We start from the raw sequence: 14,223 nt of genomic DNA on the forward strand, positions 1-14,223 counted from the left end.
CCCGATTCCCGATTCCCGGCCGTCAAAATTCGCCGCGATACCAGTTCTTGATCTTGTTGAAGAAACTGCCGGCGCGGCCGGTGGAGATCACCGGGCGACGCGGGTTTTCGATCTGGCTGCCCATCAGCAACAAACCCACGCCGGTGGCGTGAACCGGGTTGCCGACCACTTCGCCCAGGCCGGTCACGTGCTGCGGAATGCCCACGCGCACCGGCATCTGCAGCATTTCCTCGGCCAGTTCGACCACACCTTCCATCTTGGCCGCGCCGCCGGTCAGGACCATGCCGGCGCGGACGTGATGTTCGAAACCCGAGCGGCGCAGTTCGGCCTGGATCATTTCGAAGATTTCCTCGTAGCGCGCCTGCACCGCCTGCGCCAGCGAGTGACGCGGCATGCGCCGCGGCGGTCGATCGCCGACGCTGGGCACCTGGATCGATTCCTCGGCGGTCGCCATCTGCGCCAGCGCGCAGGCGTAACGCACCTTGATCTGCTCGGCTTCCGGCGTCGGCGTGCGCAGCATGTGGGCGATGTCTTCGGTGACCTTGTCGCCGGCGATCGGCAACGACGCGCTGTGCGCGATCGCGCCCTGCACGAACACCGAGATGTCGGTGGTGCCCGCGCCGATATCGACCAGCACCACGCCGAGCTCGCGCTCGTCGCTGGTCAGCACCGCGTTGCTCGAAGCCAGCACGCCGAGAATCAAATCGTCGACCTGCAACCCGCAGCGCTGCACGCACTTGCTGATGTTGGCCGCGGCCGACTGCGCGCACACGACCAGATGCGCATGCACCTCCAGGCGCACGCCGGTCATGCCGACCGGGTTGCGGATGCCTTCCTGCGAATCGTCGAGCACGTAGTCGCGCGGGATCGCATGCAGGATCTTCTGGTCGGCCGGGATCGCCACCGCCTTGGCCGCGTCCAGCACCCGGTCGAGATCGCCGTAGGTGACCTCGCCGTCGCGGATCGGGGCGATGCCCTGCGAGTTGCGGCACTGGATGTGATTGCCGGAAATCGACGCGTAGACCGAGCGGATCTCGCAGCCGGCCATCAGCTCGGCTTCCTCGATCGCGCGCTGGATCGACTGCACGGTCGATTCGATATCCACGACCACACCGCGCTTGAGCCCGCGCGATTCGTGCGAGCCGATGCCGATCACCTCGATGGGGTTGCCAGGCGAATACTCGCCCACCAGCGCCACCACCTTGGAGGTGCCGATGTCGAGGCCAACGATCAGCGACTTGTCGCCTTTGCGGTTCATGACTGTCCTTGCTGCTGTTTCGGTGCGGCCGCGGGCGCCTGCACGGGCGCCCACGACAGCGAAAAACCATTGGTGTAACGAAGGTCGGCGCGCGCCAGCACCTGCACCCGCTGCGCCATCAACTGCGGCAGCAGCTTGACGAAGCGGCTCAGGCGCGCGCGCGCCTCGTTGCGGCCGACCACGATCTGCGCGCCGTTGGCCAGGCCGAGGGTCCAGCTGCCGCGCTGATCGACTTCGACCTGACGCACGTCCAACCCCACCGGCGCGAACAACTCGCGCGATTCGTTGTAGAGCGCCACCACGTCCTTGATCCGGCTTTCGGGCCCTGCGAACTGCGGCAGGTTGGCCGGCACCTGGATGTTGGCGGTCGGAAACAAACGTCCCTGCTCCGACAACAAACGATCCTGGCCCCAGCGCGCGAACGGCTTGTGCTCGATCACGGTCACTTCCAGCACGTCGGGCCAGCGCTTGCGCACTTCGGCATGACCGACCCACGGCAGCTTGGCGACCGCGACCTGCGCCGAGGCCAGATCGACCGCGAAGAAACCGCGCTGCGCGTACGGCAGCAAGGTCTTGCGCAGCGCCGCCGCATCCACCCGCTCGAACTCGCCGGTCACGCGCAGGCGCTTGAGCGGCCACTGGTTCGCGCCGATCCAGCCGTTGAGCACGGCGACGACCGGCAGCGCGACCAAGGCCAGCGCAAGCAACCATCCGACGAGGCGGAGCATGGCGTTCACGCCGTCGCACCTCCTTGCACGGTTGCCTCGAGCACGCGCCAGCACAGCTCGTCGTATTCGATCCCGACCTGACGCGCGGCCTTGGGCACCAGCGAATGGCTGGTCATGCCCGGCGCGGTGTTGACCTCGATCAGATACAGCTGGCCGCTGTCGCGGTCGCGCATCACGTCGACCCGGCCCCAGCCCTTGCAGCCGGCGGCGACGAAGGCCTCCATCGCCATGCGGCGGATTTCGGCTTCCTCGACGCCTTCCAGGCCGGGACACAGGTATTGGGTGTCCTCGGCGATGTACTTGGCGTGATAGTCGTACCACTCGCCCTTCGGCACGATCCGGATCGACGGCAGCGCGGTGTAGCCGTCGCCGTTGATCAGCACCGCGACGGTGAGCTCGTCGCCGATCACCATCTGCTCCATCAGCATTTCGCCGGGATAGCGCGCGGCCAGTTCGACCGCTTCGTCGATGTCGGCGTCCTTGAGCACGCGCGACACGCCGACGCTGGAGCCTTCGCTGGACGGCTTGATGATGACCGGCAGGCCGATCGCCTGGGCCGCGGCGTGCACGTCGTCGCCCTTGGCGATGCGGCGATAGCGCGGGGTCGGCAGGCCGGCCGCCATCCACACCTGCTTGGTGCGGATCTTGTCCATCGCCAGCGCCGAACCGAGCACGTCCGAACCGGTGTACGGCACGCCGAGCGCTTCGAGCACGCCCTGCAGCACGCCGTCTTCGCCGCCGCCCTTGTTGCCGTGCAGGATGTTGAACACGCGATCGACGCCGCCCACGCGAATGGCTTCGATCAGCGCCGGAATACCGTCGATCGCGAACGCGTCCACGCCGCGCGAGCGCAGCGCCTCGAGCACGCCGCGGCCGGAATCCAGCGACACCTCGCGCTCGGCGCTGGTGCCGCCCATCAGCACGGCGACGCGGCCGAACACGGCCGGATCGGTGACGCGGAGCGGGGCAAACTGCAGACTCACTTCGATTCTCCCTGGAAACCCTGGCTGGCCAACTGCTGCGCCGCCGCGCCGATATCGCCGGCGCCCATCAGCAACAGCAGATCGCCGTCGTTCAATACATCCGGCAACACGCCGGCCAGATCGCCCGCGCCGCCGACCACCACCGGGTCGATGCGGCCGCGCGCGCGGATCGCGCGCGCCAGCGACTTGGCATCGGCACCGGCGATCGGCGCTTCGCCGGCCGGATAGACCTCGGTCAGCACCAGCGCATCCACCGACGACAGCACCGCGGCGAAATCGTCGAACAGATCGCGGGTGCGGCTGTAGCGATGCGGCTGGAACGCGACCACCAGCCGCTTGTCCGGCCAGCCGCCACGCGCGGCGGCGAACACGGCCTCGAGTTCTTTCGGGTGATGGCCGTAGTCGTCGACCAGTTGCACGGTCGCGCCCTTGTCGGTGTGCAACTCGGCGAGCAGATTGAAGCGACGGCCGATGCCTTCGAATTTTTCCAGCGCGCGCGCGATCGCATCGGGCTGCACGCCCAGCTGCCAGGCGACCGCGCATGCCGCCAACGCGTTCTGCACGTTGTGCCGGCCCGGCAAGGCCAGCGTCACCGCGGTGCGGGTCGCATCGGGCAGGCACAGGGTGAAATGCATCGCGCCGCCGGTTTGGCTGACGTCTTCGGCGCGCACGTCGGCGGTTTCGTCGAAGCCGTAGGTCATCACATGGCGCGGGGTTTCCGCGGCGAGCTTGGCGACGTTCGGATCGTCGATGCACAGCACCGCCAGCCCGTAGAACGGCAACCGGTGCAGGAATTCCTCGAACGCGGCCTGGACCTTGGCGAAATCGCCGCCGTAGTTTTCCAGGTGATCGGCGTCGATGTTGGTGACGATGGCGATCTGCGGATTCAGGCGCAGGAAGCTGCCGTCGCTTTCGTCGGCCTCAGCCACCAGCCACTGTCCGCCGCCCAGGCCGGCGTTGGCGCCGGCCGCGAGCAGCTTGCCGCCGATCACGAAGGTCGGATCGATGCCGCCTTCGGCCAGCACGCTCGCGGCCAGCGAGGTGGTCGTGGTCTTGCCATGGGTACCGGCCACCGCGATGCCGCGGCGAAAGCGCATCAGCTCGGCCAGCATCTCCGCGCGCGGCACCACCGGGATGCGCTGGGCGCGCGCTTCCATCAGTTCCGGGTTGTCGCGCTTGATCGCGCTGGACACCACCACGCAGTCGGCGCCGAGCACGTTGGCCGCGGCGTGGCCGCGATGCACGTTCGCGCCCATCGCGGTCAAGCGACGGGTCACCGCGTTGTCGGCCGTATCCGAGCCCGACACCTGATAGCCGAGCGTGCACATCACTTCGGCGATGCCGCTCATGCCGGTGCCGCCGATGCCGACGAAATGCACGCGCGGAAACGCCTTGGCCAGGTCGCCGGTGTGCTGCAGGCGGCGGCGGAGTGCGGTGCTCATGCTTTGAAATCCGGGAGTCGGGAATGGGGAATCGGGAATCGGGAGGAGCGGGTTTTGTCGCGATTTGAAAATTCGTCAGTGACAGGACGCGCGGATAGCTGGGTACTCGGCTCTTGCCGATTCCCGATTCCCCATTCCCGATTCCCGGCCTTCATCGCGCCACCTCCAACACAATCTGCGCGACGCGGTCGGCCGCGTCGGGTCTGGCGAGGCTTCGCGCCGCGTCGGCCATCTGCAGCAGCACGCCGCGCTCGGCTAGGATCTCGATGGTCGCCGACAGGCGCGCGCCCAGGTCGTCGCCGGCCTGCGGCAGCAACTGCGCGGCGCCGCGATCGACCAGGAAACGCGCGTTCTTGGTCTGGTGGTCGTCGACCGCCTGCGGGAACGGCACCAGCACGCTGCCGACGCCGACCGCGCACAGCTCGGCCAGGGTCAGCGCGCCGGAGCGGCATACCACCAGATCGGCCCACGCGTACGCGGCGGCCATGTCGGCGATGAACGGTTCGACCGAGGCGATCACGCCGGCGTTCGCATACGCGAGTTCGGCGTCGGCGCGCAGCTTCTCGCCGCTTTGATGCCGCACTTCGCAGGGCACGCGGCCGCGCAGACCGGCGATCGCGGCGGGCACCGCCTGGTTCAAGGCGCGCGCGCCCTGGCTGCCGCCGAGCACCAGCAGCCGCAACGGGCCGCTGCGTTCGGCGAAACGCTGCGCGGGCGGCGCGACCGCGGCGATCTCCGCGCGCACCGGATTGCCGACCACTTCTTCCTGACCACCGGGGAAGGTGTCCGGAAATCCGGTCAGCACGCGGCGCGCGAAACGCGACAGCACGCGGTTGGTCATCCCCGGGGCGCGATTTTGTTCGTGCACGATCAGCGGCACGCCGGCCAGACGCGCGGCCAAGCCGCCGGGACCGGCCGCATAGCCGCCGAAGCTGATCACTGCGCGCGGCTCGCGCGCGCGCAACACGCGCTGCGCGGCGCGCACCGACGCGGCCAGCCGGAACGGCGCGCGCAACAGCGTCGCCAGCCCTTTGCCGCGCACGCCGCTGATCGCGATGGTGTCGATCTCGATGCCGTGCTGCGGCACCAGCCGCGTTTCCATGCCGCCGTCGGCGCCGAGCCACGAGACCGGCACGTTGCGCGCCAGCAAAGCCTTGGCCACCGCCAGACCCGGGAAGATATGTCCGCCGGTGCCGCCGGCGAGAATCATCACCGGCCGTTCGCTCGAACGAAGCTCGCTCATGCCGACCTCCCGAACGAAGGCTCGACGCGTTCGCGCAGACGGCTGGTGCCGCGCGCGGCGTCGCTGCTGCGAGTGGCGCCGGCGGCCGCAGGCGTCGCAGTCGCGGTCGAAGGCGCGCCGCTCGCGGCCGGCGCGGCCGTCTGCGCCGCTTCGCCGCGCAGACGCGCGACTTGGCGCTGGGCGCGGTCGAGTTCGTAGGACACGCGCAGCAACACCGCCAGCGCCGCGCAGCTCATCAGCACGCTGGAACCGCCGGAGGAAATCATCGGCAGGGTCAGGCCCTTGGTCGGCAACAACCCCAGGTTGACCCCGATCGACACGAAACTCTGCAGCCCCATCCACAAGGCGATGCCGAACGCGACATAGCCGGAGAAGTGGCGACGCATCTCCACGCACTTGAGCCCGATCCACAGCGCGCGGCCGGTCAGCAGCGCGTACATGCCGACCACCGCGCACACGCCGGCGAACCCGAATTCCTCGGCGATCACCGCCATGATGAAGTCGGTATGCGCCTCGGGCAGGTACGACAGCTTCTGCACCGACGCGCCCAGGCCGACCCCGAGCCATTCGCCGCGACCGACCGCCATCAAGGCATTGGTCAACTGGTAGCCGGTGCCGAACGGATCGCTCCACGGATTCATGAAGGAGGTCAGGCGGATCACCCGGTACGGCTCGGCGATGGCGATCACCGCCAGGATCGGCAGGCCGATCAGCACCGGGCCGAACATGCGCGGCATGTTGACGCCGCCGAGCACCAGCATGCCGGCGGTGATCGCCAGCAGCAGCGACGAGGAACCGAAGTCGGGCTGCATCAGCAACAGGCCGACCAGCACGATCGCCACGCCGATCGGCTTGAGCATCGCGCCCCAGGTCGCCGAGATGTCTTCGCTGAATCGCTTGAGGTAGCTCGCCAGCCACACGATATAGAGCAGCTTGACCGCCTCGACCGCCTGGAAGCCGACCGGGCCGAGATTGATCCAGCGCTTGGCGCCGTTGACCTGCCGGCCGATCACCGGCACGAACACCAGCAGCAGCAACACGATGCACACCAGCAGCAGCCACTGGTTGTGCTGTTCGATGGTCTTGAGCTCGGTGCGCATCAACCAGAACGCCATGCCCAGGCCGACGGCGAGGAAGATCAGGTGGCGGGTCAGGAAGTAGAACGCGTCGACGTTGTGGGTCGCCGCGACGCCGAGCGACGCCGAGCCGACCATGACCACGCCGGTGCAGGCCAGGGCGATGGACACGAACAGCAGCCACGGGTCGTAGCGACCGTGGATGGCGTCGAGTCGGGTTGCCTGGCGCGCGGAGTTTTCCATCAACGGACCTTGAGAGTGGCCAGACCGACCAGCACGAGCACGACCGAGATGATCCAGAAGCGCACGATCACGCGCGGCTCGGGCCAGCCCTTGAGTTCGAAGTGGTGATGGATCGGCGCCATGCGGAACACGCGCTTGCCGGTCAGCTTGAACGAAGCGACCTGGATCATCACCGAGAGCGTTTCGATCACGAACACGCCGCCCATGATCACCAGCACCAGTTCCTGGCGCACGATCACCGCGATGGTGCCGAGCACCGCGCCCAGCGCCAGCGCGCCGATGTCGCCCATGAATACCATCGCCGGGTAGGTGTTGAACCACAAAAAGCCCAGGCCCGCACCGGCGATCGCCGCGCAGATGATCACCAGCTCGCCCGCGCCCGGCACCTGCGGGATCTGCAGGTACTTGGAGAACTCGGCATGGCCCGAGGCGTAGGCGAACACGCCCAGCGCGCAGGCGACCAACACGGTCGGCATGATCGCCAGACCGTCGAGGCCGTCGGTCAGGTTGACCGCGTTGGAGAAGCCGACGATCCAGAAGTACGCGACCACGATCAGGCCGGCGCCGAGCGGAATCGCGATCGCCTTGATCAGCGGCACGTAGAAGGTCGTGCTCGCGACCACCGCCGGATCGGCGGTGAAGTACAAGAACGCGCCCGCGGCCAGGCCGAAGATCGACTGCAGCAGGTACTTCCAGCGCGATTTGAGGCCATTGGGATCGCGGCGCACGATCTTGATCCAGTCGTCGTACCAGCCGATCGCGCCGAAGCACAGCATCACCCCGAGCACCAGCCACACATACCTGTTGCGCAGGTCGCCCCACAGCAGCACCGAGGCCAGCACCGTCATCAGGATCAGCGCGCCGCCCATGGTCGGCGTGCCGGCCTTGGAGAAATGCGTCTGCGGGCCGTCCTGGCGGATCGGCTGGCCGCCCTTGTACTGGGCGAGCTTGCGGATCACCGCCGGGCCCCACCACAACGACAGGGCGAGCGCGGTCAACGCGCTGAGGATGCCGCGGAAGGTCAGATAGCCGAACAGCCCGAACAGGCTCTGCAACTGCTCCAGCCAACGAGTGAGTTCAAGCAGCATGCGTGGTCCCCTTCCCCTGTGCGGGCTTATGCGCGGACAGCAACGCCGTCACGATCTTGTCCATCGCACTGCTGTGCGAACCTTTCACCAACACCCGCACGCCGTCGCGCAACTGCTCGCTGAGCGCGCGCGCCAGCGCGTCGTGGCTGTCGAACACCTGCGCGCCGTCGCCGAAGGCCTGGGCCGCGGCGGTCGGCAGTTCGCCGAGCGCGAACAAACGACGCAGCCCGGCGGCCCTGGCGCGACGGCCGATGTCGGCGTGCATGGCGATTTCCTCGTGGCCGATCTCGCGCATCGCGCCGAGCACCAGCCAGTTTTCGCCGCCCATCTCGGCCAGGGTGTCGATCGCCGCCGCGGTCGAACCGGGATTGGCGTTGTAGCTGTCGTCGATCAGCACCGCGCCGTTGTCGAGACGATGGGTGATCAGGCGGCCGTCGACCGGCAGCGCGGCGTTGAGGCCGGCGGCGATCGCCGCCAGCGATACGTCGGCGCCGAGCGCCAGTGCCGCGGCGGCCAGCGCATTGCGCACGTTATGACGGCCGCTGAGTTTCAGCGCGACCTGCGCCTCGCCCTGCGGCGTGACCAGCACGAAGCTGGAACCCTCCGGCCCGACGCGAACGTCCTTCGCGGTCACATCCGCGCTGGCGTCGATGCCGTAGCGGATGATCCGCCGGCCCGAGGCGCGATTGTCGAAGTACGGCGCGAACGCATCGTCGGCATTGATCACCGCCACGCCGTAGGACGGCAGCGCGTCGTAGATCGCGCCCTTGGTGTCGGCGATGCCGAGCAGGCTGCCCATGCGCTCCAGATGGGCCGGGGCGATGTTGTTGACGACCGCGACCTGCGGACGCGCGACCCGCACGAGGTAGTCGATATCGCCGGGCTTGCCCGCGCCCATCTCGTAGATCGCGAACAACGCGTCTTCCGGCGCATCGAGCACCGCCAGCGGCAGCCCGATCTCGTTGTTGCGGTTGCCCGGCGTCGAATAGGTCCGGCCCGGCGCGGCCTGTTCCAGGATCGCGGTGGTCAGCGCCTTGACGCTGGTCTTGCCGTTGCTGCCGGTGATCGCGATCACCCGGGTGTCGCGGGTCGACTGCACGGTGGTGGCCAGATCGGCCAGCGCGCGCTCGGTGTCGGCGACGATCACCTGCGGCATCGCCGCGTCGATCTCGCGCGAAACCAGCGCGCCGGCCACGGTGGTGCCGAGCAGCTTGGCGACATGATCGTGGCCGTCGAAGCGCTCGCCCTTGAGCGCGACGAACAGCGCCGCGCCGCTGGCCGGCAGCGCGCGGCTGTCGGTGGTCAGCAGGTCGATTGCGGCGTCCTCGCCGTGCAGGCGGCCGCCGGTCATGCGCGCGATTTCGGACAGCAGCAGACGCCTCATGCTCGCGCCTCCAGTGCCGCCTGCGCGATCAGGGTGTCGTCGAACGCATGGCGCACGCCGTGGATTTCCTGGTAAGGCTCGTGGCCCTTGCCGGCCACCAGCACGATGTCGTCGGGACCGGCTTCGCCGATCGCATGTTCGATCGCGGCGCGACGGTCGCGCAGCACCACCGCGCGCTGCGGCGCGCGCAGGCCTTCGAGAATGTCGGCGACGATGACATCGCCATCCTCGCCGCGCGGGTTGTCGTCGGTGACGATCACCAGATCGGCGCCGTGTTCGGCGATCGCCGCCATCTGCGGACGCTTGCCGCGGTCGCGTTCGCCGCCGCAGCCGAACACGCAGATCAGCCGCGCGTTGGCGTGCGCGCGCAGCGAGGCCAGCGCCTGCTCGAGCGCGTCGGGCGTGTGCGCGTAGTCGATCACCACCAGCGGCAGCACGCCGTCGCCGCCGAGGCGGTTCATGCGGCCGTGGATCGGTTCGAGTTGCGACAGGGTCTGGGCGATCTGCGCCGGCGCTTCGTCGAGCGCGTACAGCGCGCCGGCCACCGCGAGCAGGTTGTCGACATTGAAACGACCCAGCAGCTTGGAGGCGACCGGATGCGACTTGCCGGCGACGACCAGATCGAAGCCGATGCCGCGGCTGTCGAAACTCATCGCCTCGGCGCGCAAGCTGGCGCCGTCGCGGCCACGCGAACTCAGGCCGATCGCGCGTACGCCCTTGGGCAGCTGCGCGATCAGTTCGCGGCCGAATTCGTCGTCGAGATTGATCGCCGCCGCCTGCAGGCCGGGCCAGTCGAACAATCGCGCTTTCGCCGCGCCGTAGCTCGCCATGTCGCCGTGGTAATCGAGGTGATCGCGGGTCAGATTGGTGAACACGCCGACATCGAAATGCACGCCGGCGACGCGGCCCTGGTCGAGCGCGTGCGAGCTGACTTCCATCGCCACCGCGGTCGCGCCGGCATCGCGCATGTCGGCGAGCAATTCGTGCAACGGCAGCACCAGCGGGGTGGTGAAGCCGTTCGGCACGACCGCGCCGTACAGGCCCGCGCCGAGCGTGCCGACGCTGCCGCAGCGGATGCCGCGCAAGGTCCAGGCCTGCGCGATCAGCTGCACGGTCGAGGTCTTGCCGTTGGTGCCGGTGACGCCGACCACGGTCATCGCCTCGCTCGCGCGGCCATGGAAGGCATCGCCCATTTCGCCCAGGCGCGAACGCAATCTCGGCACCGCGATCGCATCGGCCGGCGCCGGCAGGTCGTCGGGCGCGGGCGGTTCGAACAGGATCGCGACCGCGCCCTGCGCACGCGCCTGCTCGATGAATTTCAACCCATGCGCGCCGAACCCGGCGATCGCCACGAAGGCATCGCCCGGACGCACCGCGCGGCTGTCCATCACCAGACCGGAAATGCGCAGATCGCCGGGGATGCCGGCGATGTCGGGCAGCAGGTCGGCCAACGGCATCAGGCGGCTCATCGCACGCCTCCCGGGGCCAGCGCGCCGGCCGCGATCGGCGGCGGCGGCGCGGCCTCATGCGTTGCCGCCGGCAGCACCGGCCCGCTCGGCTTGCCGCCGTTCTGCTTTAGCCGCTTGGCCTCGGCCGCGGCCTGCACCGCGAGCCAGGTTTCGATGTCGTCGGGCGCCACGTCCATCAGGCGCAGCGCGCCGTCCATGACGTTGCGGAACACCGGGCCGGACACCGAACCGCCGTAATAGCCCTTCTTGGTCGGATCGGGTTCGCTGACCACCACCACCATCGAAAAGCGCGGCTTCTCCACCGGCACGACGCCGGCGAACAGCGACACGTACTTCTTCGAATACCCGCCGCTCGCGCTGAACTTGCGCGTGGTGCCGGTCTTGCCGGCGACGTGGTAGCCCAGGATCGCGGCCTGCTTGGCGGTACCGCCGGGCTCGGTCACGGTCTGCATCATGTGCATGATTTCGCCGGCCACGACCGGGTCGAGCACCTGCTGCGGCTCGTTGCGCTGGCCCTTGACGAAGGTCGGCTGGATCAGCTTGCCGCCGTTGGCCATCGCCGCGTAGGCCATCGCGATCTGCATCGGCGTGGCCGACAGACCGTAGCCGTAGGACATGGTCGCCTTGGTCGTGCCGCTCCAGCGCGACGGCGGCGCGAGCAGGCCCGAGGACTCGCCGGGGAAGCCGCTGTTGGGCTTGCGGCCGTAGCCGAAGCCCTGGATGAACTTGTAGTAGTAGTCGTTCGGCAACGGCAACGCGAGCTTGGCCGCGCCGACGTTGGAACTCTTGGTGATCACGCCGGTGACGGTCAGGGTGCCGTTGTTATGCGTGTCGGTGATGCGATACCGGCCATTGGGCATCCAGCCCGGCTCGGTATGCACCAGGGTGGTCGGCTTGACCGTGCCGGCGTTGAGCGCGGCGGCGACGGTGATCGGCTTCATCGTCGAGCCCGGCTCGACCACGTCGGTGATCGCGCGGTTGCGGTGGGTGTCGCGATTGCCGGCGCCGAGCAGGTTCGGGTTGTAGGTCGGCAGGTTGGCCATCGCCAGCACTTCGCCGGTCTCGATGTCGAGCACCACCGCCGAGGCGCTGCTCGCGCCGGTGTCGATCAGCGCGCGGCGCAGCTCGCGGTAGGTAAGGTACTGGATGCGGCGGTCCAACGTCAGGGTGAGGTCCTTGCCCGGCTCGGCGGTCTGGACCAGATCGACGTTCTCGACGATGCGCCCGGCGCCGTCGCGGATCACCCGCTTGACCCCGGGCTTGCCGCGCAGTTCGTGGTCGAACGCGAGCTCCAGGCCTTCCTGGCCGCGGTCGTCGATGTTGGTGAAGCCCAACACGTGCGACATCGCCTCGCCCTGCGGGTAGAAGCGACGGAATTCGCGCTGCGAGAACACGCCGGGAATCTTGTAGGCGAGGATCCGCTTGGCCTCGTCCGGATTGATCCGGCGCTTGAGGTACATGAACTCCTTGCCCGACCGCTGCGACAGCTTGCGGGTCAGTTCGTCCGGCGCCACGCCCAGGGCCTTGGCCAGCTCGGGCAGGCGCTCGGGGCTCTTGGCCAGTTCCTTCGGGTTGCCCCAGATCGATTCGACCGGCGTGGACACCGCCAGCGGTTCGCCGTTGCGGTCGGTGATCATGCCGCGCGAGGTCGGGATCGGGATTTCGCGCAGCGAACGCGCGTCGCCCTGCTGGCGATAGAAATCGTTATGGATCACCTGCAGATCGAGCGCGCGGCCGAGCAGCGCGACCGCGCACAGGCCCAGCGTGCCGCCGACTAGGATCAGCCGGTTGCGCAGGTTGAACTGGGCGCTGCGGCCGCGCGGCTTGTTGCCGGCGCGCGCGCGGTCCTCGCGCAGGCGCGCGAAGCCTTCGCCGAGGTTTTCGACCAGGCGATCGAAGCCGCCGCCGCGCTGGCCGCGCTCGCCGAGCACGCGATCGAGCGGACCGCTGCGGCCGGGCCGCTTGGTCTTGCGCCCGCTCATGGCCGGATCACCACGGTTTCGGCGCCCTCGGGGAACTTCATCCCGATGCGCTCGCGGGCGACCTGATCGATGCGGTTGCTCTCGGCCCAGGTCGCCTGTTCCAGCTGCAACCGGCCGAATTCGATATTGAGCTCGTCGCGCTCGCGCTGCAGCTTGTTGAGCTGCACGAACAACTGCCGATGCTCATGGCGCGCGAACACCACCAGCAGCGCCGAGACGACGTTGGCGACGATCAGCAGGGCCAGCAGCAGGCGCATCACCGGGCGCCTCCTTGCGGTGGCGCCGGGAATCGGGAATCGGGAATGGGGAATCGGGAAAGCAGGTTCGCGGGCAGGTCGTGGTCGTCGTCGGCTGTTGCCGTTGCGATTCCCAATTCCCGATTCCCGACTCCCGGCTCTCCCAGCTTCTCAGCCACCCGCAACACCGCGCTGCGCGCGCGCGGGTTCTCGGAGGTTTCTTCCCACTGCGCCTTCTGCGCGCCGCCGATCATCAACAGATCGGGGGTGAACGCGACCTCGACCGGCATGCGCCGGTTGGCCGGCGGGGCCTTGGCGTGACGCAGGATGAACTGCTTGACGATGCGGTCTTCCAGCGAATGGAAGCTGATCACCGCCAGCCGGCCGCCGGGCTTGAGCCGCGCGAGCGCCGCGTCCAGGCCGAGTTCCAGATCGGCCAGTTCGCGGTTGATGAAGATGCGGATGGCCTGGAAGCTGCGGGTCGCCGGATGGATCTTCTGGTCGCCACGCGGCATCACCGAGGCGATCAGGTCGGCGAGCTGGGCGGTGCGGGTCAGCGGCTGGGCGTCGCGGCGGGCCACGATGGCGCGGGCGATCTTGCGGCTCTGGCGTTCTTCGCCGTAGGTCCACAGCACGTCGGCGATTTCTTTCTCGCCGGCGCTCGCCAGCCACTGCGCCGCGCTGTGGCCGCTGTCGGGGTCCATGCGCATGTCCAGCGGGCCGTCCTTGCCGAAGCTGAAGCCGCGCTCGGCCACGTCGAGCTGCGGCGAGGACACGCCCAGATCGAGCAGCACGCCGTCCAGGCCGGCGGCGGCCGCGTCCCAATGGGCCATGTCGGCGAAGCTGCCGCGGTAGATGGACACGCGCGCGTCGTCGCCGAACTCGCGTTCGGCCACGGCGATCGCTTCAGGGTCCTTGTCCATCACCAGCAAGCGGCCTCCAGCCTGCAATTGCGAGAGCACGCCGCGGGCATGCCCGCCGCGTCCGAACGTTCCGTCCAGATAGGCTCCGTTCCCGTGTACCCGCAGGCCGTCGAGCACCTGCCGATACATCACGGGAAGGTGGCCGGAGCGCGTCAGCGTGCGTTCCAT

At 68.7% G+C, this 14,223-nt stretch carries 11 protein-coding genes and 1 pseudogene; all 12 read right to left on the reverse strand.

What is annotated here, in order from left to right; translation table 11 throughout:
- Window positions 1–22 precede the first annotated feature (22 nt).
- Complete coding sequence (ftsA, locus tag KME82_RS20155; protein WP_215495591.1) at window positions 23–1,258, reverse strand: cell division protein FtsA; 1,236 nt, start codon at window positions 1,256–1,258, stop codon at window positions 23–25.
- A gap of 56 nt (window positions 1,259–1,314) precedes the next feature.
- A pseudogene (locus tag KME82_RS20160) lies at window positions 1,315–1,995 on the reverse strand (cell division protein FtsQ/DivIB); the annotation flags it as partial.
- A complete protein-coding gene (locus tag KME82_RS20165) occupies window positions 1,992–2,969 on the reverse strand; it encodes a D-alanine--D-alanine ligase (RefSeq protein ID WP_215495593.1) in 978 nt (325 codons plus the stop codon). The gene KME82_RS20165 and the pseudogene KME82_RS20160, both read right to left, overlap by 4 nt.
- Window positions 2,966–4,411 (reverse strand): UDP-N-acetylmuramate--L-alanine ligase, encoded by a 1,446-nt coding sequence (gene murC / locus KME82_RS20170; protein ID WP_215495594.1) that lies wholly within the window; start codon window positions 4,409–4,411, stop codon window positions 2,966–2,968. Before murC ends, KME82_RS20165 begins: the two co-directional genes overlap by 4 nt.
- Window positions 4,412–4,562: 151 nt before the next feature.
- Window positions 4,563–5,654, reverse strand: coding sequence for an undecaprenyldiphospho-muramoylpentapeptide beta-N-acetylglucosaminyltransferase (gene murG, locus KME82_RS20175; RefSeq protein ID WP_252255438.1), 1,092 nt, complete (start codon window positions 5,652–5,654; stop codon window positions 4,563–4,565).
- The gene (gene ftsW / locus KME82_RS20180; RefSeq protein ID WP_215495595.1) at window positions 5,651–6,973 is read right to left on the reverse strand and encodes a putative lipid II flippase FtsW; all 1,323 of its coding nucleotides are present in this window, start codon (window positions 6,971–6,973) and stop codon (window positions 5,651–5,653) included. Before ftsW ends, murG begins: the two co-directional genes overlap by 4 nt.
- Complete coding sequence (mraY, locus tag KME82_RS20185) at window positions 6,973–8,061, reverse strand: phospho-N-acetylmuramoyl-pentapeptide-transferase (protein WP_036104620.1); 1,089 nt, start codon at window positions 8,059–8,061, stop codon at window positions 6,973–6,975. Before mraY ends, ftsW begins: the two co-directional genes overlap by 1 nt.
- Window positions 8,051–9,445, reverse strand: a complete 1,395-nt coding sequence (locus tag KME82_RS20190) for a UDP-N-acetylmuramoyl-tripeptide--D-alanyl-D-alanine ligase (RefSeq protein ID WP_215495596.1) — start codon at window positions 9,443–9,445, stop codon at window positions 8,051–8,053. The genes mraY and KME82_RS20190 overlap by 11 nt, the downstream gene beginning before the upstream one ends.
- Window positions 9,442–10,902 carry a UDP-N-acetylmuramoyl-L-alanyl-D-glutamate--2,6-diaminopimelate ligase gene (locus KME82_RS20195; protein ID WP_215499149.1) on the reverse strand — a complete coding sequence of 487 codons (1,461 nt, stop codon included), beginning with the start codon at window positions 10,900–10,902 and terminating at the stop codon, window positions 9,442–9,444. The genes KME82_RS20190 and KME82_RS20195 overlap by 4 nt, the downstream gene beginning before the upstream one ends.
- Before the next feature lie 8 nt (window positions 10,903–10,910).
- On the reverse strand, window positions 10,911–12,896 hold the full coding sequence (locus tag KME82_RS20200; protein WP_215495597.1) for a peptidoglycan D,D-transpeptidase FtsI family protein: 1,986 nt from the start codon (window positions 12,894–12,896) through the stop codon (window positions 10,911–10,913).
- Complete coding sequence (ftsL, locus tag KME82_RS20205) at window positions 12,893–13,156, reverse strand: cell division protein FtsL (protein ID WP_031371593.1); 264 nt, start codon at window positions 13,154–13,156, stop codon at window positions 12,893–12,895. Before ftsL ends, KME82_RS20200 begins: the two co-directional genes overlap by 4 nt.
- Entirely contained in the window at window positions 13,153–14,223 is a 1,071-nt protein-coding gene (rsmH, locus tag KME82_RS20210) for a 16S rRNA (cytosine(1402)-N(4))-methyltransferase RsmH (protein WP_252255440.1), read from the reverse strand. The genes ftsL and rsmH overlap by 4 nt, the downstream gene beginning before the upstream one ends.

It is taken from the genome of Lysobacter capsici, from assembly GCF_018732085.1.
GTDB lineage: Bacteria > Pseudomonadota > Gammaproteobacteria > Xanthomonadales > Xanthomonadaceae > Lysobacter > Lysobacter capsici_A.